This is a genomic window from Colwellia sp. MB3u-4, from assembly GCF_014077065.1.
Classification (GTDB): domain Bacteria; phylum Pseudomonadota; class Gammaproteobacteria; order Enterobacterales; family Alteromonadaceae; genus Cognaticolwellia.
The window spans coordinates 28,029-52,142 of the sequence record NZ_JACGVE010000065.1; the positions used below are offsets into that span (position 1 = coordinate 28,029).

Below are 24,114 nucleotides of genomic sequence, written 5' to 3' on the forward strand. Positions count from 1 at the left end.
TTGCGTTTAATGGCGACAACACCAGACTATAGGACATTAAAATGAAAAAATTGACCTTACTCGTACTTAGTATTGCCCTATTTGCTCAGAACTTTGCATACAGCGCAGATTTAGATTTAGGCATATACGATCTTAATCGTGGTGAGTTTAACGCCGCAATAGCTCAATTTGAGCCTTTAGTAGCAGAAGGATATGCACCTGCTCAATATCAAATGGGCTTAGTTTATTTAAATGGTTACGGCGTGATGAAAAATCCAACAAAAGCAGTGGAATTATTTCATTTGGCGGCGTCACAAAATTATTCAGATGCTTTGTTTGACCTTTCTTTGTTATATAGTGAGGGTGAAGTCGTTAAAAAAGATCTAAACACCGCTTATACCTTAATGGAAAAAGCGGCAAAAAAAGGCTTACCTCGCGCACAATTTAACTTAGGGGTGATGATTTATAATGGCAGCGGTGTACCACAAGATTATTTACAAGCATCGCGCTGGTATCAAAAGGCTGCTGATCAAAACTATGCACTAGCGCAATTTAACCTCGCCTTAATGTATTTTGACGGCAAAGGGGTCGCTAAAAGTACAGAGATGTCGTATATCTGGAATATTATTGCCGCTAGAAATGGCTATCGTATAGCAGAAAAAAGTCGCGATATGGACGAGCATAAGTTAACGGTAGAAGAAATTAAAATCAGCCGTGAAAAAGCCGATACTCTTCAGCGCAACATAATACAACAAAGAGAGCTGAAATTAAGGCAAGCGCTAATAGAGCAAAACCGTTAGGCGAAAAAATTCGTCTGTATTAGCCAGTTAACAATAACCTATTGTTGACCGGCTGCAATAAAAAAATAAACCCGCAACAAACGTTAGCGGGTTTATTTTTGCCTTTCAGTCAGTTATTTATCTAACGGTCTATTTGATGATAAAAATAAGTAACCTCAGCGATAGAAAGGTTAAGCTCTAACCTGCTTGTTTCTTACTATTCATAAAAAACCATACCTAAAATCAATACCTGAAGTCCGTACCTAAAATCAATACCTAAAATCGATACCTAAAGTCAATGCTAGCCTCCATTTCCAGCCATCATATTCACAGCATACAATGGCAATGAATGTGATCTAAATCAATAAGTAGTACTGAGTTATTATTTACAATAGTTATCTAATATTTTTACTATTTTGATGTTTTTTGGAGTCAGTTATGAACGTTTTAAATATGCTAATCAACGACCCTGTTGTGCTTTATTCTTTTATTGGCTTAGCGGTTTTACTGGGTATATGTGGCTTTTATGTCTATTATTTTTTAAAGCATATTAGTGAAGATGAAAAGTAAATCTAGCAAGAGTACAGTCAAGGTATATAGATTCAACATATAACAAGATCAATGCTATCGGCTCAGCCTTGGTTTTTTACTCTGCGCTAAGCTTAATAAGCTTGTACATTGATGGCTAAACATTGGGCATCCACAGTGTTTTAACGTACAATAATTTTTTGCATTACACACTATTACCACGTTATGTTTACCAAAAGTTCTTTCAGCCCTGCTTGGTGGCTTAAAAACCCTCACTGCCAAACCATTGCCGCTAAGTTTTTTAGGCGTGGTCACACCATTAACACCACAAATGAGACGTTAGAGTTACCCGATGGTGACTTTGTAGATTTGGCGTGGACCGAAAAAGTTAGCCCTTCGTGCTCTCGGCCCATTGTCGCCGTATTACATGGCTTAGAAGGTTCAAAAAACAGTCATTATGCTAAAGGCATGTTATCTGCAATTAAAGCGCAAGGTTGGATAGGTGTTTTAATGCATTTTCGCGGTTGCAGTGGCCGACCCAATCGTATGGCAAAGTCTTATCATAGTGGTCAAACTTGTGATGTTGACTACTTTAGTCAATATCTTGCTGATACTTATCCTACCGCAAAAAAAGCGATTATAGGCTTTTCATTGGGGGGGAATGTATTAACCAAATATTTGGCAGAACAAAAACAAAATATCTATCAAGCCGCCGGTGTAATTTGTGCTCCACTTGACCTATCAAGTTGCTGCGACAGAATTAATCAAGGCTTTTCGCGCGTTTATCAAAAGTACCTAGTTGATATGCTTAGAGCCAGCACCATTGAAAAAATAAATGCAGATTTACTCAATAATATAGACAGAAACCATTTAGACAAGGTTCGCTCTATTCGAGAGTTTGATCAAATGATCACCGCCCCAGTTAATGGCTTTCGCGATGCCAATCACTATTATCAACAAGCAAGCGGTCGAGATGTACTTCAACAGATAACCACACCATGCTTAATCATTCACGCGAGCGATGACCCCTTTTTATGCCATGAAAACACCACCGCTATTGGTGTTCTACCAGAGCAATTAACCTTTGAAATTAGTGCTCATGGTGGCCATGTTGGCTTCATTACCGGTAAAAATCCACTTAAGCCACAATTTTGGCTTGAGCAGCGTATACCTGAATTTTTCACGAGATATTTATGATCATTCCATTAGAACAATTATCAACCGAGACTTTAAACGCCATTATTGAGAACTTTGTCCTTCGAGAAGGTACTGAGTATGGTAGTGAAGATGTATCACTCAGTGATAAAATCACCCAAGTGCGTCAGCAATTAACCCAAGGCTCTGCCCTATTAGTCTACTCAGAACTACATGAGACAGTTAATATTTTACCGACAGATCAATTGGTTGAAGACAGTGACGAAAGCGCTTAAAACAAAATGTACCTACATTTTATTGCAATGAAAAAGGCACTGATTAAGTGCCTTTGATAAAGAGTAATGCTGTGTCAACTTAACGAATGTTGCACTTAGCCAAGTGTAGACTTAACGAACTTTAAACTTAACGACCTTTAAACTTAACGACCTTTAATTTAACGAGTAAAGGTAACTGAAAAACTTACCGGCACGACATAATCAATACTCGGTAGAGATGCTAACTCTTTAAGTTTATTAATGCCCGCAACGACACTAAAAGCATCCGCTTTAATAAAAAATGGCTTTATCGTGTTGACCAATATTTTATCTGCGCTTAGCTTAACAACACTAACATCAATAGTGACTATTTGTTGTAGGCCATGAAAATCAAGTGTTCCGCTAAGACTGAGTTGTTGATTTTGGCCAGTTTTTAAAGAGTTAATTAATTCTTTATCCAGCTGAGTCGTAAAATTTGCTGAGCTATATTTGTCAGTTTCAAAAAGGAACTTTTTCATTCGCTCATCGCGGATGGCAATATTGGTATTTACGCTAGCTAGGTCAACACTAATAGTCACCTGTGCTTTTGCGTCAATATCGCCTTCAAGTTTTGCAAAACTGTGATTTTCCGCAATAGCCGATTTCTTCACCGAAGTAAAACTAAGTAGTGAACTTGAATTGTCGAGTTTCCATGTAGCTAAAGCAGGTAAACTGATTGTAGCCACAAGTAGGGTAATTAACATTAAAGCTGTTTGGCGCATTCTGTTCTCCATCTGTGTCAGGCTTTCGCCTTGACCTTTATGCCTAAAAAGCAAATAAGTATATTAACTTTTTGCTTAGGCTCTTATTGATTGTTAGCGTGTTGTTCTGTGCGGCTTAATAATATCATGCCAAGGGATCTCTTTATTCCCTAAAGATAAAAAATCAGGCTGCATCAAAGTTTTACGTTGGTTATAAGTTAATGGCTTAAATTCACTGTCGATAATACTGCCACCCGCTTGTTCAATTATACAATGGCTAGCGCCAGTGTCCCACTCACCTGTTGGCCCAACCCGTAAATAACAATCAGCACCACCTTCGGCAATTAAGCAATTTTTTAGCGAGCAGCTGCCTAAAGCAACATGGTCGAAGTCGTATTTATCATTTAAATACTGCCCCATTAAGTTAATATCCTGGCGACGACTAATCGCGACTTTAATTCGGCGCTGGCCATCATATTTTGCCACTTGTATTTGATGACTACCGCTATCATTTTCTTTAAATGCGCCTAAATGATTTTGGCCATAGTAGGTTAATTGATGATCAGGTGCATGGATAACACCAATAGTTGGCCAGCCATTTTCCACTAAAGCAACATTGACAGCGAAATCGCCACTGCCAGCAATAAACTCTCCGGTTCCATCAATAGGGTCTAATAGCCAATAGCGTGACCATTTGCCGCGCTGAGCAAGTGCTAACGCCCCCACTTCTTCAGAAATAATGGGAATATCAGGTGTTAGCCTTCTTAATTCGTCCATTAGAATGTCATTTGCCGCCATATCAGCACTGGTCACTGGGCTATTATCTTCCTTCATTTCAGCCGTATAGTTGCCATGCTTATAGTAACTCGCGACTTCTTGTCCCGCTTTTTTGGCACTTTCAAGTGCTACTGACAATAATTTTTCTGGGCTCATAAAATACCTCCTAAGTGATCTTTTACTAATAATAGCGCGGCAATACTGCGTGCTTCATTGAAATCTGGCTCTTGCATCAACTGCCGATAATCGGCTAACGGCCAAGGTATTAATTCTAACGCTTCGGGCTCATCACCGAGCAGCTTTTCAGTATAAAGATTTTCCGCGAGAAAAATGGTCATGCTGGCATCAAAAAATGCGGGCGCCATGGCAACGGTATGTATTGAGGTTAATGTTTGAGCACCGTAGCCCACTTCTTCTTTTAATTCTCGATTAGCTGCCTCTGCCGCACTTTCGCCAGCATCAATCAGCCCCTTGGGAAAGCCGAGTTCATAAGTGTGAGTGCCGCCACAGTACTCACGTACTAGTAACATGGTATGTTGATCTAGCATAGGTACAATCATCACCGCCCCTCTACCTTTGCCAGACATACGTTCATATTCACGTTTTTCGCCATTGGTAAAAGTTAGGTCGACTTGTTCAATCGAAAATAAACGACTTTTAGCAACCTGCTTGCGTGCAGTAATTTGCGGTAGTACTTTTTTTGTTGTCATAACGGCCTTTATTGCAACAACTTAACTGAGAATGCAACGTTGAAAAAACTAAAGTTTAACCTTAACACGATAACGTTGAATACATAACCAAACCTCTTTGGTATGCTCCTATAATAAACGTGTTTCTAGGGAAAAATCTATGCTTGATTGGTCAAAAATTTCAACTGTTTTGCTTGATATGGATGGAACCATACTCGATTTACATTTTGACAATCACTTTTGGTTGCACCACTTACCTAAACGCTATAGTGATTTACACGGGGTAAGTTTAGCTGATGCGCAAACATCATTAGCCAATCATTACGAAAAAGTGGCGGGGACTATAGATTGGTATTGCCTTGATTATTGGGCCCAGCAAACACAACTGTCGATCACCGACCTAAAACGCGAAGTACAACATTTGATTCAACTGCGCAGTGACGCACATGACTTTCTCGTTGCGCTTAAGTCATCAGGGCGTGAAGTGGTATTGGTCACCAATGCCCACCCTGATAGTTTATCGCTAAAAATAGAGCGCACTAAGCTAGATAAATACTTTGATACCCTATATTCAACTCATGAATTTGGTGTGACAAAAGAATCACAACTGCTCTGGCAACGCCTACATCAAAAGCATGGTTTTGCCTTAGAGAAGACACTTTTTGTTGATGACAGTGTCGTTATGCTCGATTCTGCTAAAAAATATGGCATTGAGCATTTATTAGCGGTAGCAAACCCCGATAGTAAAAAAGCCAGTGCTGTGATTAATGACTACCCGTCAATTACTGATTATAGTGTTTTGCTGGCAGGAATAAACAACAGCAAGTGGAACAATTAATCATCCCTAGGTATGATAGCCATTGCATTTCGTCAGTAATTATAACTGAGCTGAGGTATGCAATAGCAAGGCCCTTGATGGAGTAATAACTGGAACTAACGTGTGTGATTGAAAGTAACGCCACTATGAAATATTTAGGCCAGCTTCGAATAATCGATTATTTATTTCAATCGCTATGACACTAACCTGACGCATTGGTTGCCCACTTAAGAGCAATAAAGTATTTGATATAACTCACCTAAACTCATCTAAGTGTAAGGTGAGTGATATCTTATGTAGGCATTATCTAGCCATTATATTTTTAAGCGATATCGACCTTGATTATCTGGCTTACCCAAAAAGCTTAATGCTGATCTTAATTGCTCAGGAAATTTAGCCCCTGGGCTTAAATAACCACTACCTGAGAAACGCCCGCCTTGCTTTAACTGGGCACGATAGCTTAATCCTAAATCATTTTCAGGGTCTATATCAGCGACAAGTTCGCCTTTATCACAGGTTAATTTTGCCTTAAGTGTACCAAACTCAACTTTTTCATCAAAAGCGGTAATACCCGCATTACGCCATTGCAAATTACCCTGTAATTCAAGACATATCGGCTTGCCAATAATAAAACGGTCAATAGTTAGCGCTAATTGTTCATGGGCAATAACATTAACCGGTAAGTTAAGCCTTGCGGTCACTGTGTTGGCAGCAAGGTCTATCTGCGCATCTTCAAGAACCATGTCAGATAATAAGCCACTTATCGTCAACTGTCCTTCAGGGCCATTGACTAAAGCACCACCAAAGCTAATATCAAGTTTTGGGTCAAGCATTAACAAAGACATAAACGATAGCGAACTCTGCACTTGGTTAATCACAACGTCATCAACCATGACCTGCTTAACACGGGCTTGCCAAATAGTGCCTTCTACTGCGGCGATAGTGATATTTTTCGGTAAATTAATTTGCGCCATCAACCAACTTGCCGGCATTAATGCTAAAACAAAAACGCTGTACGCGGTGAAGAAAATGGCGATATAAGCAAACTTCTTTTTCATTAACTCTTTCCTAACTGTAATCGACGAACACGAACCATACCTTGTTGATCAGCTGAACTAAGATCTATATTTTTAACTTGCAGACCATCGTTAATGGCCAATTGCTCTAACCAAGTTAATAACTGGTTAAATGATATTTCATCAATCCAGACCTGTAAGTCATCGCCTTGGGGCTGCATGCGAGTAATGGTTATATTATTAGCGCTGGAAGTGCGGTTGACTATGCTCGACAAACTTGCGCCCGAACCGCCGCGTGCACTACGTTTTGCTTGTTGATAGCGTTGAGTATTTTCGGTCACCCAAGTTAACAAGGCTTGTTGACGTTCAAGCTTTAATGTTGTTTTTTCGATATTTTCCGTCAGCGGCTGCCAAATAAGACCATATAAAATAAATATCGATATAAGCACTGACATCACGCTGACCAAACGTTGTTCACGTATATTTAACTGTTGCCACCAAGCTTTCATGAGCGCCCCTTAGCTGCGGTATCTGTAATACTAAACGAGCCTGAAATTTGCTCGCCTTGATTATTTTGTGCGCCTAAATTCACGGTTAATCCTGCCTTTTCAAGCGCCACTTTTAACTTTTCAAAATATTGATAATCTTTGGCAATGGTTTGCATACGAACTTCATGGCGTTTACCGTCAAATTTTAATGTTTGTGGTTTAATTTCAGGCACACTGGCTAATGCGGGCTCAAGCTTAACTAATAATGACAAAAATCCTATAGATTCGTCACTATTACCCACCTCGGCTAATTTTTGTCGTAACTGTGAGCGAACGGTTGACACTTTTACGCGCTTAGTCTGAGGAAATGCTGCTTTATAATTAGCGATAATTTGCGCTTCAATCACCGATTGCTGATCTGACAAGCGATATAATTCTACCCCCTTAAGGGTAAAGTTAAGCACTAAGGCTACACCGGCAATACCGGCGACCCAAAGCCAACTGGTCTTGGTTGCTGAACGTTTTTCTTTTACTTGAAACTCACCTTGCAGTAGGTTGAATTTAGCGGAATGATTATTCGCTAAAATAGCTAAAGGCAGCTCTTCGGGTAAGTATTCGACCTTTATTTCCGCCGGCACTTGCGGTAGAGATGAATAGGCCAAAATGGTGTTTTCATTTTCTGCTAGTGCGCTGTTTTCTGCCTGTGCACTGAAGTGTTGCGCAATAATAGGCCATGCATTTGCTTCAAATGACATAACTTGCCATGCACCAAGCCTGATTAAGACTTGCTCACCCAGCATCACTGCCGTGCTGCTTTGACTAGCCAAGGGTAATGCCAGCGCATCGGGGATGATTGACTTAGTGAATATTCCTGCATTGGCCAGCCACTGTAGCCAAAGCTCTAACTGCTTGCGCTCAAGTGCCGCAACAAAGCAGTTATTACCCTGCTCATCTTGTTTTGTATCACTAAAGGCGAAGCATAGTTGCTCAACATCTTGTGCCAGCGTTTCTTCCATCATATATGGCGCCGCTAAACGAATAGCACGTTGAGATGAGCCAGGCACTTTTAAGCGTTTAATGGCAATGTCACTTGCGGGTACAAAAACGACCACATCCCGTGCTGTCGATTTTTCAGTTAATTGACTCAATGCGTTGGCATTAGGTAACTCACCACTTGCAATAATATCTTCTTGTCCGTTGGTTTTGATCAGCCAGTGAATTTTATTTTCAATTTGGCTGCCTAAACGGATAAATAAGGTTTCACCCATTACTCTCGTCCTATGATGCGACTGATCACACTTATATTGTTTTTATTATCTACTTTCATAATGGTATTCAAAGCAAAGTAACTGTTATTAAAACTTGCTGTTGTTTTGAGCTTAAAATACTCGCTGGTAACGGCAAATTGTTGTTTTTTCTCGGGGGGTATTTTAGCTTTACTCAACTCACTTAAATTAAAAAATTCATCAACACTTTTAAAGCCTTCTTCACCGCGAGCAGTCAAAGCTTGTGTCGCTTCATTTTGACTTATCCCTAACATGGCGACAAGTATTTCAGGCTTGTCTAATGCGATGGTATTTACGTTAATCTTATTGAGGTTAGTATTAGGTAAAACACAGGCATAGTCTTTGAGTTTATTAATGACATTAACCGTAAAATGCTCAACTACTCTTAACTCGCCGATACTAGCAAGATAATTATTCGCCGCTAAATAAGGAAATGCTTTGGCGGCATAATCATTATCTTCAGCACCCCCTGAACTTGAGATGCTGCTATTAGCGTCTAACCAGTCGGTTAAAGCATCTGCCATATATTGCGCTTCAAAACTGCCAACACCTTCAATATTCATGACAATGAGTAATTCTTCAAATGCGGCTCTTGCTGGCGATTTTGTTGCTACATTACCATTATTACGAATATTGTTACTGTCATCATCGTCGGCTCGTAAGGCATTCAAGTTGAAACAGCTATTTAAATCGGTTATCTCGCCGGTAATTTCGCCCAAATCGACAGGAAAGGTGTTCTCCCCTTGCGCCCATATTTGACCTAAATGTGTTACCTCGGCATTATCTGCAAAGGATTGTATTAACACTCTTTTTGCAAAGGCTTCTGCGCCCATGGCATACCAATAGGCTTGCTGGTTTGAGGCAATATTGGTGGTGCGTTGCATTTGTAATTGTAACCGCGCGGTCATTTGCGTTGCCAAAATCGCGATTAATGCCACAATAAGCATAACTGTGATTAACGCAACACCTTTGGCGCTATGTTTACCGGCAAAAACTTTCATCACTGCTAGCCCCCATTATCTTGCAGGTTATCACCGGCAACGATAAATTGGCGACGAATTATGCCATAGTCTGTGGTGTCTATTTCAATTGCAATCGCCATAGGTAAGGTATTCTCTTGCAAGGTTTCTTGCCATTTTTTTCCATCATAAAATTCGAAATTTAGTTTTTCTACCTGCGATATTAATGGCCTGACTTTTGGTACTTCGCCTAACACCGCATCAACAAAGTTAAAGTGTACTCGCTCGACAGTATTTTCGTTTAGTTGATAAGCTACTGACTGCATATCGCTGCGCGGTAAGAGTAATCCAGGGTTAGTCCAACCATGACGAACAAAGGCGATAGCTTGTTCACTGCTAGTGAAGCTGTCGTTGTCAGTATGTAGAAAATCGCTCAGGGGTGCTTCACCGTTTAAACGAACACTGCGTCGCGCTATTTGTAACATATCACGCTCGATAATTAAAAAACCCCGCTGCAGTTCGTTAATACGATCAGTGCGTGCTTTGGTTGCTGTGTCGCTGTTAATCACGGTTTCAAAAATACTAAAACTTGCCATACTGATCACTGAAAAAATTGCAATCGCAATCAGTACTTCTAATAAGGTAAAGCCTTGGCTGCGCTTTGGCATAAAGCTAACGGTTTTTTTCAAAAAACCATGTGTAATGGTAGTAATTTTCATGGGTTAGGCTTAGAAACATAAGTGGTTAAACTGCTTAATGCTGAAGTTTCTTTCTCATCAAGTCGCACTTGCATAACAATCGAACGCATGTCTTTATCCGTTGTTTTAAGTACTTTTTGTTGCCAGAACCATGTTTGCCCTGCCAGCTCTACTTTACCCTTTTTGTTGTTTTTTGGTGGCCATGCACTCTTGACTGTGACTTCAACTAACTGGTTCGATGCCACCCAACTCGCCATAATTTTACTTTCTAAATAACCTAAGTTTCGCACGTTGGTATCTGCCGTACCTAAAATAGCAATACCGGCAATTGAAAACACTGCCATCGCCAACATTACCTCAATCAAGGTAAAACCTTTTGCCAGTTTATGAAAACTAAGGTTAACGAGAGTTAGCATTAACTAATGGCCCTTCTATCGTTAATGGTGTGGTATAAATGCCAGACACTTTAAAGCTGATGTTTTCATCGCCATCAATAGCAAACTCTGCCAATGAAAAGGTTAAGCTAAAAGGGGTGATATCACCGCCAGAGAGCATGTACACTTGAGGGATGGTTTTTTTCTTTTCTTCTTCAGTAAAGTTATCGTCTTGATCTTCATTAATTAATAACGACGAATCAAACAGCAAGGGTTCTTCAATAGGCAGATCATCGAGCTGCAAGGTAATTTCTATCCCTTCAGGTAAAGTAAAGACCTCAAACATAGGATTACTGGCAATCGGCGACCAACTAACACCGTCATAGCCAAGAAATTGATAAGTATTTTTTTCAACAAACAAGCCTAACTCTATATTATTTAACAGGCCGTATTCTGCTGCGGCATCAAAAACGCCGGCAAAACGGATACTGTTTTGTTCTAATACTTGTTCCGCTTTATTACCAGAAAAAGTAAATTGTACTGCAGAAACCATCACGCCAATTAACACGATCACTAGCATCACTTCAATTAAGGTAAAACCTTGCTGGCGATGTTTATCTTTAGGCAGATGGCCGTTTTTAAGCTTCATAGTGAGTCAATAATTTAGGCGACTGATTATTGATAATCGCCTAGATTCCAGTTGCCAATGTCATCGTCTGTACCGGGTTCACCATCAGGTCCCATAGAAAACACATCCATAACGCCATGTTCCCCTGGGTTTAGTAGTTGATATTCATTGCCCCAAGGGTCGTTAGGTAAACGCTTAACATAACCGCCTTGTGGAAAACGACGTGCCGCTGGCTCTATATCCGTTTCAGTGACCAGTGCTTCTAAGCTTTGCTCCGTAGTTGGGTACTGATAGTTATCCATTTTGTACATGGTTAAAGACGTTTCCAACGCATTAATATCTGACACCGCCTTTTGGACATTGGCACGCTCTTGGCTGCCAAGCAAATTAGGCACCACCATACTGGCTAAAATGCCTAAAATGACGATAACGACCATAACTTCTAACAGGGTAAAACCTCGAATATTTCTTACTGCTTTCATTTCTAATTTCCTATTAACGTATTTAACTGAAGAATTGGCTGTAAAATAGCCATCACGATAAATAATACAATACCGGCCATTACCACCATTAAAGCTGGCTCAAATGCTTTTAATGATATATTAATAATCGCCTCAAACTCACGGTCTTGGTTATCTGCAGCTCGGCCTAACATATGCTCAAGCTGACCACTTTTTTCGCCACTGGCGATCATATGTAGCATCATGGGAGGAAACAGTTTAGTTTGCTCTAATGACACCCGTAAACTTGTTCCTTCTCTGACCTTATCCGCTGACTCTTTAACACTTTGCTTAATATATAAATTGTCGAGTACTTCACCCGATATTTTCATACTCTCTAATAAAGGAACGGCACTCGCGGTTAAAATGCTCAAGGTACGAGCAAATCTTGCGGTATTGACACTTTTTGCTACTTTACCTATGCCAGGTATGGCAAGAAAACGCTTATGATAGGCAAACCTAAAACTGGCCTTTTTCAGCAGTTGCGACCAAAGTAACATCAGTGCGACGACAATCAGCACAATAACTAAACCATAGTCACGTAAAAAGTCACTACTGGCAATGAGAAACTGGGTGGTGGCGGGTAAATTAGCGCCCATGTGCTCAAATTGGCCAACAATTTTTGGTACGACAGCGGTCAGTAATATAGCAATAACGCCAGTGGCCACTACGGTCATAATAACCGGGTATACCAAGGCTTGAATAAGCTGCGAGCGCAGTTGTTGTCGCTTTTCGGTGTAATCCGCTAAACGGTCTAATACTTTCTCGAGGTGGCCTGATTTTTCACCCGCAGCAACCATAGCGCGAAATAAGTGATTAAATATTTGTGGAAACTCCGCCATACTTTCAGCTAAGCCATAGCCTTCGGTGACTTTTGTACGCACCGCCATGATCATGCTTTTTATAGCGATTTTTTCACACTGCTCACCAACAGCCATCAAGGACTCTTCTATCGGCAAACCTGACTCAACTAAGGTTGATAGTTGCCGTGTGATTAATGCCAACTCCGACGCTGATATTTTTTTACCGCCAGCAAAAATAGACTTTTTACTTTCTTGCTTACTTTTTTGCAGACAGGGCGTAACCTCAATCGGCATTAAGCCCTGTTCGCGCAATAAATTACGCACATGTCTAGGGGTATCGCCTTCGATAACCCCTTTTTTATTTTTGCCTCGGCTGTCTACTGCCTGATAATCAAATGCTGCCATAATTTACAATTTATCTATACTTAGTTCGCTACTTAGTTCGGTACTTAGTGAGTCGACTGTTAGTCTTCGCGCGTAACGCGTAAGACTTCTTCAATCGTGGTTTCGCCAAGCATGACTTTATCAAAACCGTCACGGCGTATACTGGGTGTCGATTTACGAATAAATTTTTCAATCGCTTGCTCACCTTTACCGTTATGAATTAATGCACGAACTTTCTCATCAACGACAATCAGTTCATGAATACCGGTTCGGCCCCGATAACCTTTAAAGTTACAATCTTCACAACCAACAGATCGGTATATTGGCGCGGTATCGTCGTCACTTAGTTGCAATAACTTGCGCTCTTCCGCTGATGGAGTGCTACATTCGCGGCAATGCGGACATAAGGTTCTGACTAATCGCTGCGCTAAAACCCCTAACAAACTTGATGAAAGTAAGAAAGGTTCAACACCCATATCTTCCATACGCGTTATCGCGCCTGCCGCTGTATTGGTATGTAAGGTAGATAAGACTAAATGTCCGGTCAAACTTGCTTGCACACCAATTTGGGCCGTTTCTAAATCTCGAATTTCACCCACCATAACCACGTCGGGATCTTGGCGAAGTATCGCGCGTAAACCTCGGGCAAAAGTCATATCAACCTTGGTATTAACTTGTGTTTGTCCGATACCTTCAATAGCGTATTCGATGGGATCTTCAACCGTGAGAATATTACGTTCTTTACTATCAATTTGGCTTAAGCCAGCATACAAAGTGGTACTTTTACCTGATCCTGTCGGCCCGGTAACCAGTATAATGCCGTGGGGTTTTTCAATTAATTCAGAAAAACGTGCTCGGTTACCATCGCTCATGCCTAAGTCTTTTAAGTCTAAACGTGTTGAGTTTTTATCTAATAAACGCAAAACTACACGTTCGCCATGGCCTGTTGGCATGGTGGAAACGCGAACATCTACGGCTCGCCCCGCTATTCTTAACGAAATACGACCATCTTGAGGAATGCGTTTTTCCGCAATATCGAGCTTGGCCATCACCTTGATACGTGAAACAAGTAATGAGGCTAATTTACGATTAGGTTTTAACACTTCACGTAATACACCATCAACACGGAAACGAATTTGCAACGCTTGTTCAAAGGTTTCAATATGAATATCAGAAGCGTTTTCTTTAATGGCTTCACTGAGCATGGCATTGATCAGTTTAATAATCGGTGCATCGTCTTCGTTTTCTAATAAGTCTTCGGTTTCGGTCATCTCGTCGGCAAGGGAATATAAGTCAACCTCGTTGCCAATGTCTTCCATCATTTGTTGCGCTTCTGATGAGTCGCGCTGATAAGCAATGGTTAACAATTGTTCAAACTCTTGGGCACTTTTTACGTCAAGGGTAAAAGGGGCTTTGAGTACACGACGTACTTCCAACAAAATATTAGCACTGAGCAAGTCAGTACAAACTAAACGTAACACACCATGGTCATTTGCCACCAACACACTGTGGCGCTTAGCAAAACCAAAGGGTAGGCGAAAGCGAACATTTTCATCTTTCAAAATGTCACTAACGGCAATGGTTGATGACGTATCAGGTGCTAAGGTGTTTTCACTGGCAACACTTTGTTCATTTGCGTTAACAAGCACTGGTGTTTGTGGGGCAATGTCACTCATGGCTATTCGTTTTCAGCAGATGACTTTTCTTCATCACGCTTTTTCATGTATTCGTCAAACGACGGCGGTAATGCCAATTGATCATTCCATTTTGGCAAAATAGGCAACTTCTCACCCGACATTAATTCAAGACCCGCTGCTTTCTTTTGAATTTCTAGCGCGCGAATATAGTTGTACTTTTCTCTACTCAGGTCATTCATCAATTTGCCATCACGGACAATAGTTGGCCGTAAAAACACCATCAAATTACGCTTACGCGTGGTATTACTGGTAGATTTAAACAAGTGGCCGATAAATGGAATGTCGCCTAGTAAAGGTACTTTTTGCACACTTTCTTGCACATCTTCGTCAATCAAGCCACCTAAAATAACGGTTGCGCCATCATCAGCCATCACGGTGGTTTTAATTTCACGTTTATTGATTGAGATATCAACACCCGTAGCACCACTGACCGAAGACACTTCTTGTTCAATGGTTAACTGCACGCCACTGCCTTCATTAATTTGTGGTGTGACTTTTAACTTAATACCTATTTCTTGACGCTCGACCGTTTGAAAGGGATTACTATTGTTGCTGCCGGTTTGCGCGCCCGTAATAATAGGCACTTCTTGACCAACAATAAAATAGGCTTCTTCATTATCTAGTGTAGTAATACTTGGCGTAGACAATAAGTTTGAATTAGTATCAGAACTTACCGCTTGGACTATCGCGCCCCAGTCATCTTTCACAATACCAAACATAGTGCCACTAACAGAGCCTAATACTTGGGCCAGTAAACTATAATCACCATCAACGTCATTCTTTCTATAAGCAGCCGTAATCAACTCGCCAGTATCCGCTGCTCTAACTTCTGGTACAAAATCTCCTGGAGTTGAACGAGCAGTTTCAGCGGCAGCAGCCACCGAACTAATGGGTGTAACACCGTTGTTGAATTGAGACACGGCACCTGATTCATGATACCACTGCACGCCTAAGTTGACGCCGTCACCTTCAAATACTTCGACAATTATGGCTTCAATCAGCACTTGTGCTCGACGAATATCTAACTGGCGAATAACCGCTTCTAATGAGCGCAACATATCTGGTTGGGCGGTAATAACTAAAGTATTTGTATCTTCATGAGCGTCAATACTGACATTACGTGTGTTGCTTTTTCGCGATGATGAACTGGTTGTAGAGGAGTCTGCTTCAATAGATTCACTCACCCCTTGAAGTACTTTCACCATGTCTTCAGATTTTGCGTACTTTAAATGATAAACCCGTGTGTTACCGTTCGATTCTAATTCACTGTCCAAGCGCGACACTAATCTTGCCACACGCTCACGTGCTTTGACTTCGCCGCTAACAATAACGCTATTGGTGCGTTCATCAGCCACAATTTTAGGGATTAAAAAAGTCGGTGTACTAGAGCTTTTACCTTGGCCAGATTTGTTCATTGCCTCAATAATACGGACCATTTCGCCAGCCGATGCATATTTAAGGCTAATGATTTGTACGTCTTGATCGCCGGCTTTATCAACCCGTTCAATAATTTGCACCAAGCGATTAACGACAGCCGCGGTGCCAGTTAACATAATAACGTTGGCAGGATCATAGTTAACCACGTTGCCGCCGCCTGCTTGATCTGATAATTGGCGCAGCAATGGCGTAAGCTCGCGAACGGTGACGTTTTTAACTTCAATCACACGGGTAACCATTTCGTCACCTGCACCGGGGTTTTCATTACCGACTACTGGGATAGATGAGGTTTTTGCATCTTTATCTCGAATGATTTTGACAATATTATTGTCCATTGATACGGCAGAAAAACCATATACTTCTAAAACATTTAGGAAAAATTGATAATATTGCTCTTCAGTTAATAAGTCATAACTACGGACATTAACTTTGCCACGTACGTTTGGATCGACAATCATGGTTTTTCTTAAGTTTTTACCGACAATATTAATAAATTCCCCAATTTCTGTACCTTTGAAATTAGGCGAATATTCTGCAGCACTGATATTGGCAGAAAGCAAAACACTATTGAGTAAAACTGCAGTAACAACCCCGGTAAGGCTTCGCTTATACCAAGGTGCGCTTAATAATTTGCGCATTTATTATTCCTTTTATTCTAATTGTCTATACTGAAGAGTATTTCTGTTATGTCACCATTACGGTCAAGTAACAGCGAAACTTCGCGTTGTTCTTTTAAAGATTGTAGCGCTTGAGCTGCCTCTTGTGGCGCGGTTAAATCAAAACCATTCATTTGTACCGCAACATCACCGGACTTAAGACCCGCACTTTGGAAAAAAGTTGGATCTTTTGCTGGCATTAATTGATAGCCGGTAATTTTACCATTTTCTCGTTTAGGGGAAATTTTTAAATAATCAGTAATTTTACCTGGGTCGCTAGCCAATTCTGTTCGCAGCGACTTGGTCACTTGCGCTAGCGCTTGATTATCTCGTTGATCAACAATATTGGTGGGTGAAAAATTATCAGGTGAAGACTTTTGAGTGGTATTTCTTGTTGGTTGCGTCACGGCTTGCTGGTTGTAACGTGGTTTAATAACCTTAATGTTTTTATCAAAGATTAAACCTTCAAACATTAAGGTTTCTAAGCCACCCGATACTTTTAACAGGACACGATCGTGAAAAATATCTTCTAACACCGCCCGAGTACCTTTAATATTTTCACCGATACTATAGGTTTCTTGCTTGCCGGCACTTTCTATTACGGCCGCGGCAGTCGCTTTGTTAGTACTGGCAACCACACCGGTTAGAATGAGTTGCAGCCGTGTTTCTGGCGCGTCTTCAACAACCTCTTCAACACGATTTACGTTTTGCTGAGAAAAAGCACCAAAAAGATTAAGTGCTTGAATGGCTTTCACCTGAACTTGTTCTTTTGGCGCTACTGAAACAGACGATAAATTATTAAGTGTTAAGTTCGCATTATGATCGCTCTCCGCTAACCCTAGCCAGGTTATTTGCGCAAAGAGAAAGGCAATATAACTAAGCAACACCAAGATAATCACTTGGGTAATTTTTTGTTGCGGCAGCTTAGCAAGCTGCTCAAACGCGTTTGATAGGTTATTCGATAATGTCATTTTTTATAATTTTTTATTATCTGGAAATTTAAAGTCACTTTGATGATACTTGACCAAACGTCTGGCAACAAGACGTCATATTATTTTTTACCTATAATTATGCCATTTTTCATGATGTTTGTGATCTAGTTGCGCACAGCAAAAGTAAATCAGGGTCGGTGTTCATTGCTTCAAACTAAACATAACCGGCGCTGTCCTAGTGTATTTTAAGCAATAAAAGTGGACAATAATTTAATGACCTTATTTAATGACCTTAGTATAAGCTTAAAAATGTAACCAAATGCATTCTAACTAGCGTAAACATTACCGTTATGTTAACTTTCGCCAATTTATAATGCCTGCACGGGATATAAACAAAACAATGACCAAACCTAACGTTATTGAGACAAACAATACCCAGTCAACTCGCTTAGACAAGTGGTTGTGGGCGGCGCGCTTTTATAAAACCCGAGCAATTGCAAAACAGATGATCGATGGCGGTAAAGTATTCTATAATGGCCAACGCAGTAAATCAGGCAAAGCTGTTGTTTTAGGTGATCGCGTTACCTTTCGCCAAGGTTTTGAAGAAAAACATGTTTTGGTCATTGCCTTGGCAGATAAACGCCGAGATGCAAGTTTTGCTCAAACACTTTATCAAGAAACGCCTGAAAGCGTTAAAACCCGTGAGAAAAACAACTTAGCTCGCCAGCAGGGTATTTTGCTCAGCCCAGCCAGTGACACTAAACCTGATAAGAAACAACGTCGACAAATTCGGCAATTAAAAGAAAGGATGTAAACAGTGACCATACAAAAAGATATCTTAAATCGCTATTTATTTGACAACCTACATGCTCGAGGCGAATTGGTTAACTTAAGCCAAACCTTCCAAGACATTGTTGCTGCACACGACTACCCGTTGGGCGTAAAGCAATTGTTAGGTGAATTGGTGGCAGCCACTTGCTTATTAACGGCAACATTAAAATTTGAAGGTGAAATCGCTGTACAACTTCAAGGCGATGGCCCAATAGGATATTTAGCCGTAAATGGCAATAATCGCCAAGAAATGCGTGGTATTGCACGTATGGTGAGCGAAACCGAGGCAACAGCGCTGAAAGACCTTATCGGTAAAGGCAATATGATCATCACTATTCGGCCGAACAATGGCGAACCTTATCAAGGTGTTGTAGCGCTTGAGCAAGATACCTTGGCCGAATGCTTAGAACACTACTTTGATGTTTCAGAACAAATCCCCACTAAAATCTGGCTTTTTAGTGATGAGCAAAGCTCGCAAGTAGCAGGCACCTTAATTCAATTACTACCTGATGGTGATGATAAAGAGCAACAACAAGCCGATTTTGAGCACTTGTGCCAACTCACCAATACGATTAAATCTGAAGAGATATTCTCATTAGCTAGCGAAGACTTACTTTACCGGTTATATCATCAAGAAGAGGTTAGACTCTTTGAGCCACAAGCCGTTAGCTATCAATGTAGTTGCTCAGAAGAAAAGTGTTTAAATACCATTTCTCAAATTGAACCGAGCGAACTTGAAAGTATTATTGTTGAGCAAGGTAGTGTCTCGATGACTTGTGATTATTGTCTGACCACTTATGAATTTAAGCGTCCTCAATTAGCACAATTTATTGACGGCACAACTCACTAAAAAACTACAAACATATAGTGCAGACTCGCTGTGTATTGCTAGTGAGTCTGCTGCTTAGATATTGGGGAATAGTCAACCTCTAGCTCCACAACAGAGAAGTTAGCATTACGCGTTAAATCTTGATAGACAAGATACAAATCACCTTTTTTAGTAGGCCAAACACGAAAAGTTTTTTTGGCTATTTTTTTCACTGTTTTAAAATAACTTTTGTTAAAAACACCTTCATCTGATAGCACTACCACCAGGCTACCTTTAATAGTTCCATACTCATGCATTAACGTATTATATACTTGTGCGCCTTGTTCTAATTTACCATCCACTAATGTAAACTTATTACCATTTAGGCTAATTGATTGATTGAGTTTCTGTGCCGCCTTATTTAGCAGCGCGTGATCACCCATTTCACTTTTCAAGTTGAGCCTTTTATTGTCGTTATTATTTTCCACACTATTTAACGCTTTTACTTCATGCTGCTCGACCGAATGTTCATGATCATTCGCATTATTACAGCCAACTATAAATGTCGAAATAACCACAGCGCTCATTAATTTACTTTTCATAACCTCACCTTTTATTTTATCAATATTTAAAAACCAATACCTATAAAAAAAGCTGATTGAATCATCAATCAGCTTTTTGGATTACTTTATATTATCTACGACGACGTAGTAACGCTAAAGGTAATAATAAAAATGCCAATAAACCTGTAGAACCACTTGATTTTTTCTTAGGTGGTGCAACTGGTGCTGGTACATCATTCACTGTTACTGAAAAGCTCTGAGTAACTGTCTCAGTACCGTCATTAACACTGGCAACGAATGTTAGCGTTTCGCTACCTGATGCTAAATTCGGTGCGGTAAATGAAACCGCAACAGTGTCGCCACCCGTCAATGTTGCCGCTGTTCCAGCGGTTTGCTCCCAACTATACGTTAGAACATCTGCATTAGGATCTGATGCTGCTATACTCAAGCTAACACTTCCACCTTCAGTAACCGTTACCTCTGTTGCAGAGGCAGCACTCACGTTTGGCGATCGGTTGTCACAAGCAAGGCTATCACCAGCAACTACATCTGAGAAAATGCTAGTTTCCATATTGGTAAACGTCATGTCATCAATATACCAACCTGATGAGAAGCCTGAAAATGGACCCGGTGCATAGTAAGCATCTGTAACGATACGGAAACGGAATTGTACTTCGTTGCCATTTAAGTTCTCACCGAAGTTAATAGTTTCCTCACCATAATTTATTCCGGAAAACATATTACGACCTGCGATAGCCGTTCCAGTATTATCAAGTCCTATATCAGTGTAACCATCACCAAAAAAAGTACCTCCCATTTCGCTAACATCAGCCCAATCGCCACCGTTGACACTCACCTCGACAACAGCACCATCATACTCGGCTTCAAGATTGTACAAATGCCAGAATGAAATGCTGTAGTCACCATCAAAGCCAACTAACATAGTACGTGTTTTATAAGCTACATCAGACGTAAAGCTATGACCTGTTGCCGCAATGAGTCCATCGATTACATCCCATTGGTCAAGATGCCATGTACCGACAGCTTGATCGCCACCTGCCATCACAACCTCTGTAAAGTCATTCAAGCGCGATAAGGTGTTAAAGTCTTCAACTTGCGACGTACCAACAAGCTCACGCTCAACAAAGTCAACGTTCGTTGTCGTTGAGAATGTATACTCATCAGCTTCCATTCCGTCTGTTAGCGTTGGAATAAATTTAAGTACTAGCTCATCACCAGTGCCCGCTTCATTCAAGGTGAATTCAAGTGGTGTACTCGTTGCTGAATCAAGTATTGCAATATCATCAAATGATACAACACCTTCGTTTGCAAAAGTTACCTCATGGTCACTGACGACTTCAACAGTACCCGTAAGGCCTACTAACGCAGAATTACCACCATTTTTCAGGGTAAAACTAGCCGTACCGGTTTCGCCTTTATCTAAAATATTGTCATTTGAACAATAACCAGTCATTAACCCTTCATAGTTAGAATTCAATACGTGGTCTGCTACTGCGAATGTAGCTAAGTCTGTTTTAGTAGATCCAACAGCACCGGCATGATCAGTGGCGAATCGACTGGGTGATACTGCGCCTAGACCCATACCACGTTTAGCAAATGCCGCTAATAAAAGTTTGTAATCTTCCCTATCGTTGGCATATGCTGCCGCTAATATCGCATCGCGACCTTCAGTAAAGGTTGGCGCCATTGGCATCATTTTGTAACCAGCGACCAAGTAATCTTTCATTAGGCTCTTAGCTGCATCAAAAGTATGACGCTCGTCATTCACCATACTAACAAAAGATTCCCACAACATATTACCCCATACAGAACCAGGACGATGAACTTCGCCAGGGTATAATCCAATGTCTGCAAACATTGATGGGTTAATAGTTTTATTTGTCGAGTAAGGGTATGGACGTATTCCGTCTACAAAACTTGATACATAAGATGTATCAGCATAACCACCATCATATTCTTCATTACCTAAAACTAAGTTATCCTTAACTTCAGACACAAACAATAATGCATGGAAATCACCAAAACCTTCACCCATAGAACGGGCTTGTGGACTACTTAAACCTGAACCATTACCCACTAAGCGGTTACCGATATAGTGACCCCACTCATGCGCGACAACACCGTTATCCCACGAACTGTCCTTAAAGGCTCTTGAAAGGTCGTTTTTAAACATGTCGATTGAAACAGTTTCATTGGCTGCAAGCTTACTATAAATACTCTCGCCTGCCGCAAAAGTAAGACCCATACTAGCAATAGTTACTGTCTCGTCATCACCTCCCATCGAGGCAGGATTTCCATTGTTCTTATGGTTCACAATAAGTACAGCGATAGCACCAGCATCTTGCGCATTTTTAACTTTTTGCGTAAATTTACAAGCACCACGATCTATGATGGCGATTTTACCGGCTAAAGCAGCACCATTGGTTGCAGCTTCACAGCCATCAGTTGCATCATCAATACGTACCACATCGCCAGACAATTCATAAATCTCTGGACCAAACGATGCAATTTGAGTATTTAAAACAAGGCCAATATCATCATGCGAAGTCACTGTCACACCATAGTCAACACCATTGGTGACTTGAGTTGTTTCCCACAAGTACATTTGCATACGAGGAGAGGCACCATCTGCTGGTGTAGACATGTTGGCATTATTTAAACCAGAATTGTCTTGCACTTCTACATTTAATGCATCACCTTCAACACCGCCACGTTCATAGTTTAAAGCTTGGGCATTGCCGGCTGCTTCGTCAAAGCCATGTTCATAATAGTCATCATGTAAATAGTTATTCACATAGAATAAATTAACAATGGCTGCTTTACGGTTATTTAAAGAATACTCCGCTTCATCAACGTTATATTTGTAATCAAAAGTATTAGCACTGCTAACCTCCGCCATATAATCGCCATTAGTTAAACCCTGCGGCGCTACAGCATCTACATACGCAGTAACATTGTTACCAGAAGTAAAAGTTGCATCATCGGCTAACCAAGCATCCTCTGTGCTGATAGGACCATGGCTCAAAGTTACTAACGGAGCTTCTAAGTATCCTGCAGTTAAAAACGCATTCGGATCAGCATCAGCTGGAGCGGGTACTACGTCACCATGAGGACTATCCCATGGTGTGCCACTTGCATCAGCATAGACACGGTAATTGAAATCAGCTGCATGACTCGTTAGGTTGTTTTTAAATAATACTTCACCAGTTCTAGCTGAAACAACGTAGCTAACGTATTCTGAATCAACGCTATCGATAGCGCTAGTTTCAATTTCAACATAATGCGCAGCGACTAGCTTATTCTTATGTTCAAAAAAAACTTTTTTAGCGCGAGGTTCACCAACGAGGACTTTATCCGTTGCTGAATTAACGACAGAAAACTTATCATATTTTCCATCAGTACTTTTAATTTTTAATGCCACAGTGTTAGCATTGCCACCCATTGCCGTAAATGCGGCATTGATAGAGTGCGAAGAGTCTCCGAATTCTGCAGTGATATTTTTAATGGCTGAAGAAAGAGATTTAGCAGCTCGTTTATCAGCTAAATAGCCTGATGAGGCAACTAAATTAAACTCGCGGTCCATCATGATATTGTATTCACGATTGAATACTTCGACACCAGCAACTTCTTGCTTATATTTCGCAACAATCGCTCCGCGTCCCAAATCATGTATGTTAGCTAATTTAACTTGTGCAACATTTGACTTAATTGATGACAAACCTGCTAGTTTATTAAGGTAAAAGTCCGCAGCATGGGTAACTCGGTGTGCCGCTGCTACTGGTCCTAAATCTGGTGTTTCAGCATTTTTACCTGCCCATTGAAAAGTGGTTTTTCCCAAAACAGAATCATATTGATTAATCATACCACTTGCAGTTTGCACTTTACTGCGCGCATTAGTTTCAGCAACGTTATCAACTGAAAAAGATTTATATGCTATGTTGTCATTAGCCGCTACACCTAATGCGGTCGTAGCTAAAGCTGCACCAACAAAGCTGGCGATTACAGATTTATTAAAATTCATTACATTCCCTTTTTATTTTGGTTTACTTTTAACACTTAAATATCAATATTGCCTTATTACAATATTACATCTTGTTATATTTTATTACATTTATTAACACTTTCTTTAACTCTCTTACAACAGTCCAGACTGTTTTTTATGATTTTAACTGTCACTATTTTACCCGGCGTTTCGGTAGAAGGTTTTTACTCACTTTATGCCAAAATTAAATCTAAGATACGGGTTGTTTGGACAATAAAAAAGCAGAACTGATTGCTCAGCCCTGCTTTGTATTAACGTCTAGCCTTAAGTATT

Annotated in this window: 24 protein-coding genes; 7 read left to right on the top strand and 17 right to left on the bottom strand. The window is 40.6% G+C overall.

The features are described 5' to 3' along the window. Positions 1 to 41 precede the first annotated feature (41 nt). The 4 genes from H4J61_RS02735 to H4J61_RS02750 all read left to right on the top strand — a co-directional run bounded on the left by H4J61_RS02735 (position 42) and on the right by H4J61_RS02750 (position 2,716). Positions 42 to 779 (top strand): tetratricopeptide repeat protein, encoded by a 738-nt coding sequence (locus tag H4J61_RS02735; protein ID WP_182137420.1) that lies wholly within the window; start codon positions 42 to 44, stop codon positions 777 to 779. 417 nt (positions 780 to 1,196) lie between these two features. Next, the gene (locus H4J61_RS02740) at positions 1,197 to 1,328 is read left to right on the top strand and encodes a DUF3149 domain-containing protein (protein ID WP_182137421.1); all 132 of its coding nucleotides are present in this window, start codon (positions 1,197 to 1,199) and stop codon (positions 1,326 to 1,328) included. 183 nt (positions 1,329 to 1,511) lie between these two features. Continuing rightward, positions 1,512 to 2,483, top strand: coding sequence for a hydrolase (locus H4J61_RS02745; protein WP_182137422.1), 972 nt, complete (start codon positions 1,512 to 1,514; stop codon positions 2,481 to 2,483). Further along, complete coding sequence (locus H4J61_RS02750) at positions 2,480 to 2,716, top strand: YheU family protein (protein ID WP_182137423.1); 237 nt, start codon at positions 2,480 to 2,482, stop codon at positions 2,714 to 2,716. Before H4J61_RS02745 ends, H4J61_RS02750 begins: the two co-directional genes overlap by 4 nt. A gap of 158 nt (positions 2,717 to 2,874) precedes the next feature. On the opposite strand, the gene H4J61_RS02755 is transcribed toward H4J61_RS02750, so the two are convergent. The 3 genes from H4J61_RS02755 to nudE all read right to left on the bottom strand — a co-directional run bounded on the left by H4J61_RS02755 (position 2,875) and on the right by nudE (position 4,922). Continuing rightward, positions 2,875 to 3,456 (bottom strand): YceI family protein, encoded by a 582-nt coding sequence (locus tag H4J61_RS02755; RefSeq protein ID WP_182183455.1) that lies wholly within the window; start codon positions 3,454 to 3,456, stop codon positions 2,875 to 2,877. Between the two features lie 93 nt (positions 3,457 to 3,549). Beyond that, positions 3,550 to 4,368: a 3'(2'),5'-bisphosphate nucleotidase CysQ gene (cysQ, locus tag H4J61_RS02760; protein WP_182183457.1), complete on the bottom strand. Its 819-nt coding sequence runs from the start codon at positions 4,366 to 4,368 to the stop codon at positions 3,550 to 3,552. Then, positions 4,365 to 4,922, bottom strand: coding sequence for an ADP compounds hydrolase NudE (nudE, locus tag H4J61_RS02765; RefSeq protein ID WP_182137426.1), 558 nt, complete (start codon positions 4,920 to 4,922; stop codon positions 4,365 to 4,367). The genes cysQ and nudE overlap by 4 nt, the downstream gene beginning before the upstream one ends. A gap of 139 nt (positions 4,923 to 5,061) precedes the next feature. Between nudE and yrfG the strand changes: the two genes are divergently transcribed. Beyond that, positions 5,062 to 5,739 carry a GMP/IMP nucleotidase gene (gene yrfG, locus H4J61_RS02770; protein WP_182183460.1) on the top strand — a complete coding sequence of 226 codons (678 nt, stop codon included), beginning with the start codon at positions 5,062 to 5,064 and terminating at the stop codon, positions 5,737 to 5,739. A gap of 293 nt (positions 5,740 to 6,032) precedes the next feature. On the opposite strand, the gene H4J61_RS02775 is transcribed toward yrfG, so the two are convergent. Genes H4J61_RS02775 through gspC form a run of 12 tightly spaced genes read right to left on the bottom strand, consistent with a single transcriptional unit; the run spans position 6,033 to position 17,615 of the window. After that, positions 6,033 to 6,776, bottom strand: a complete 744-nt coding sequence (locus H4J61_RS02775; RefSeq protein ID WP_182183462.1) for a type II secretion system protein N — start codon at positions 6,774 to 6,776, stop codon at positions 6,033 to 6,035. Next, a complete protein-coding gene (gspM, locus tag H4J61_RS02780) occupies positions 6,776 to 7,243 on the bottom strand; it encodes a type II secretion system protein GspM (RefSeq protein WP_182183465.1) in 468 nt (155 codons plus the stop codon). Before gspM ends, H4J61_RS02775 begins: the two co-directional genes overlap by 1 nt. After that, positions 7,240 to 8,490, bottom strand: a complete 1,251-nt coding sequence (gene gspL / locus H4J61_RS02785; RefSeq protein WP_182183467.1) for a type II secretion system protein GspL — start codon at positions 8,488 to 8,490, stop codon at positions 7,240 to 7,242. The genes gspM and gspL overlap by 4 nt, the downstream gene beginning before the upstream one ends. Next, positions 8,490 to 9,509: a type II secretion system minor pseudopilin GspK gene (gspK, locus tag H4J61_RS02790; protein WP_182183522.1), complete on the bottom strand. Its 1,020-nt coding sequence runs from the start codon at positions 9,507 to 9,509 to the stop codon at positions 8,490 to 8,492. The genes gspL and gspK overlap by 1 nt, the downstream gene beginning before the upstream one ends. Positions 9,510 to 9,514: 5 nt before the next feature. Then, complete coding sequence (gene gspJ, locus H4J61_RS02795; protein ID WP_259363068.1) at positions 9,515 to 10,186, bottom strand: type II secretion system minor pseudopilin GspJ; 672 nt, start codon at positions 10,184 to 10,186, stop codon at positions 9,515 to 9,517. Continuing rightward, the gene (gene gspI, locus H4J61_RS02800; RefSeq protein ID WP_182183470.1) at positions 10,183 to 10,581 is read right to left on the bottom strand and encodes a type II secretion system minor pseudopilin GspI; all 399 of its coding nucleotides are present in this window, start codon (positions 10,579 to 10,581) and stop codon (positions 10,183 to 10,185) included. The genes gspJ and gspI overlap by 4 nt, the downstream gene beginning before the upstream one ends. Next, a complete protein-coding gene (gene gspH, locus H4J61_RS02805) occupies positions 10,565 to 11,188 on the bottom strand; it encodes a type II secretion system minor pseudopilin GspH (RefSeq protein WP_182183478.1) in 624 nt (207 codons plus the stop codon). The genes gspI and gspH overlap by 17 nt, the downstream gene beginning before the upstream one ends. 26 nt (positions 11,189 to 11,214) lie before the next feature. Then, entirely contained in the window at positions 11,215 to 11,649 is a 435-nt protein-coding gene (gene gspG / locus H4J61_RS02810) for a type II secretion system major pseudopilin GspG (RefSeq protein ID WP_182183480.1), read from the bottom strand. Positions 11,650 to 11,651: 2 nt separating this feature from the next. Next, the gene (gene gspF / locus H4J61_RS02815; protein ID WP_182137434.1) at positions 11,652 to 12,875 is read right to left on the bottom strand and encodes a type II secretion system inner membrane protein GspF; all 1,224 of its coding nucleotides are present in this window, start codon (positions 12,873 to 12,875) and stop codon (positions 11,652 to 11,654) included. A 59-nt stretch (positions 12,876 to 12,934) separates the two neighbouring features. Continuing rightward, positions 12,935 to 14,530, bottom strand: a complete 1,596-nt coding sequence (gspE, locus tag H4J61_RS02820; protein WP_259363069.1) for a type II secretion system ATPase GspE — start codon at positions 14,528 to 14,530, stop codon at positions 12,935 to 12,937. Positions 14,531 to 14,532: 2 nt separating this feature from the next. Beyond that, entirely contained in the window at positions 14,533 to 16,626 is a 2,094-nt protein-coding gene (gene gspD, locus H4J61_RS02825) for a type II secretion system secretin GspD (protein ID WP_182183482.1), read from the bottom strand. A gap of 17 nt (positions 16,627 to 16,643) precedes the next feature. Then, positions 16,644 to 17,615 carry a type II secretion system protein GspC gene (gspC, locus tag H4J61_RS02830; RefSeq protein ID WP_182183485.1) on the bottom strand — a complete coding sequence of 324 codons (972 nt, stop codon included), beginning with the start codon at positions 17,613 to 17,615 and terminating at the stop codon, positions 16,644 to 16,646. Positions 17,616 to 17,976: 361 nt separating this feature from the next. On the opposite strand from gspC, the gene hslR reads away from it, so the two are divergent. Both hslR and hslO read left to right on the top strand, forming a co-directional pair. Then, positions 17,977 to 18,390 (top strand): ribosome-associated heat shock protein Hsp15, encoded by a 414-nt coding sequence (hslR, locus tag H4J61_RS02835; RefSeq protein ID WP_182183487.1) that lies wholly within the window; start codon positions 17,977 to 17,979, stop codon positions 18,388 to 18,390. Positions 18,391 to 18,399: 9 nt separating this feature from the next. Continuing rightward, complete coding sequence (gene hslO / locus H4J61_RS02840; protein WP_182183526.1) at positions 18,400 to 19,257, top strand: Hsp33 family molecular chaperone HslO; 858 nt, start codon at positions 18,400 to 18,402, stop codon at positions 19,255 to 19,257. Positions 19,258 to 19,295: 38 nt separating this feature from the next. Here the strand turns inward: hslO and H4J61_RS02845 are convergent, their stop codons facing one another. Continuing rightward, a complete protein-coding gene (locus H4J61_RS02845; RefSeq protein WP_182183489.1) occupies positions 19,296 to 19,817 on the bottom strand; it encodes a hypothetical protein in 522 nt (173 codons plus the stop codon). Between the two features lie 91 nt (positions 19,818 to 19,908). Further along, a complete protein-coding gene (locus H4J61_RS02850; protein WP_182183491.1) occupies positions 19,909 to 23,820 on the bottom strand; it encodes a rhombosortase-dependent M36 family metallopeptidase in 3,912 nt (1,303 codons plus the stop codon). Between the last annotated feature and the right edge of the window lie 294 nt (positions 23,821 to 24,114).

Coding starts and splice junctions, on each gene's coding strand:
- H4J61_RS02735 (WP_182137420.1), top strand. CDS start 42: ATGAAAAAATTGACCTTACTCGTACTTAGTATTGCCCTATTTGCTCAG.
- H4J61_RS02740 (WP_182137421.1), top strand. CDS start 1,197: ATGAACGTTTTAAATATGCTAATCAACGACCCTGTTGTGCTTTATTCT.
- H4J61_RS02745 (WP_182137422.1), top strand. CDS start 1,512: ATGTTTACCAAAAGTTCTTTCAGCCCTGCTTGGTGGCTTAAAAACCCT.
- H4J61_RS02750 (WP_182137423.1), top strand. CDS start 2,480: ATGATCATTCCATTAGAACAATTATCAACCGAGACTTTAAACGCCATT.
- H4J61_RS02755 (WP_182183455.1), bottom strand. CDS start 3,456: ATGCGCCAAACAGCTTTAATGTTAATTACCCTACTTGTGGCTACAATC.
- cysQ (WP_182183457.1), bottom strand. CDS start 4,368: ATGAGCCCAGAAAAATTATTGTCAGTAGCACTTGAAAGTGCCAAAAAA.
- nudE (WP_182137426.1), bottom strand. CDS start 4,922: ATGACAACAAAAAAAGTACTACCGCAAATTACTGCACGCAAGCAGGTT.
- yrfG (WP_182183460.1), top strand. CDS start 5,062: ATGCTTGATTGGTCAAAAATTTCAACTGTTTTGCTTGATATGGATGGA.
- H4J61_RS02775 (WP_182183462.1), bottom strand. CDS start 6,776: ATGAAAAAGAAGTTTGCTTATATCGCCATTTTCTTCACCGCGTACAGC.
- gspM (WP_182183465.1), bottom strand. CDS start 7,243: ATGAAAGCTTGGTGGCAACAGTTAAATATACGTGAACAACGTTTGGTC.
- gspL (WP_182183467.1), bottom strand. CDS start 8,490: ATGGGTGAAACCTTATTTATCCGTTTAGGCAGCCAAATTGAAAATAAA.
- gspK (WP_182183522.1), bottom strand. CDS start 9,509: ATGAAAGTTTTTGCCGGTAAACATAGCGCCAAAGGTGTTGCGTTAATC.
- gspJ (WP_259363068.1), bottom strand. CDS start 10,186: ATGAAAATTACTACCATTACACATGGTTTTTTGAAAAAAACCGTTAGC.
- gspI (WP_182183470.1), bottom strand. CDS start 10,581: ATGCTAACTCTCGTTAACCTTAGTTTTCATAAACTGGCAAAAGGTTTT.
- gspH (WP_182183478.1), bottom strand. CDS start 11,188: ATGAAGCTTAAAAACGGCCATCTGCCTAAAGATAAACATCGCCAGCAA.
- gspG (WP_182183480.1), bottom strand. CDS start 11,649: ATGAAAGCAGTAAGAAATATTCGAGGTTTTACCCTGTTAGAAGTTATG.
- gspF (WP_182137434.1), bottom strand. CDS start 12,875: ATGGCAGCATTTGATTATCAGGCAGTAGACAGCCGAGGCAAAAATAAA.
- gspE (WP_259363069.1), bottom strand. CDS start 14,530: ATGAGTGACATTGCCCCACAAACACCAGTGCTTGTTAACGCAAATGAA.
- gspD (WP_182183482.1), bottom strand. CDS start 16,626: ATGCGCAAATTATTAAGCGCACCTTGGTATAAGCGAAGCCTTACCGGG.
- gspC (WP_182183485.1), bottom strand. CDS start 17,615: ATGACATTATCGAATAACCTATCAAACGCGTTTGAGCAGCTTGCTAAG.
- hslR (WP_182183487.1), top strand. CDS start 17,977: ATGACCAAACCTAACGTTATTGAGACAAACAATACCCAGTCAACTCGC.
- H4J61_RS02845 (WP_182183489.1), bottom strand. CDS start 19,817: ATGAAAAGTAAATTAATGAGCGCTGTGGTTATTTCGACATTTATAGTT.
- H4J61_RS02850 (WP_182183491.1), bottom strand. CDS start 23,820: ATGAATTTTAATAAATCTGTAATCGCCAGCTTTGTTGGTGCAGCTTTA.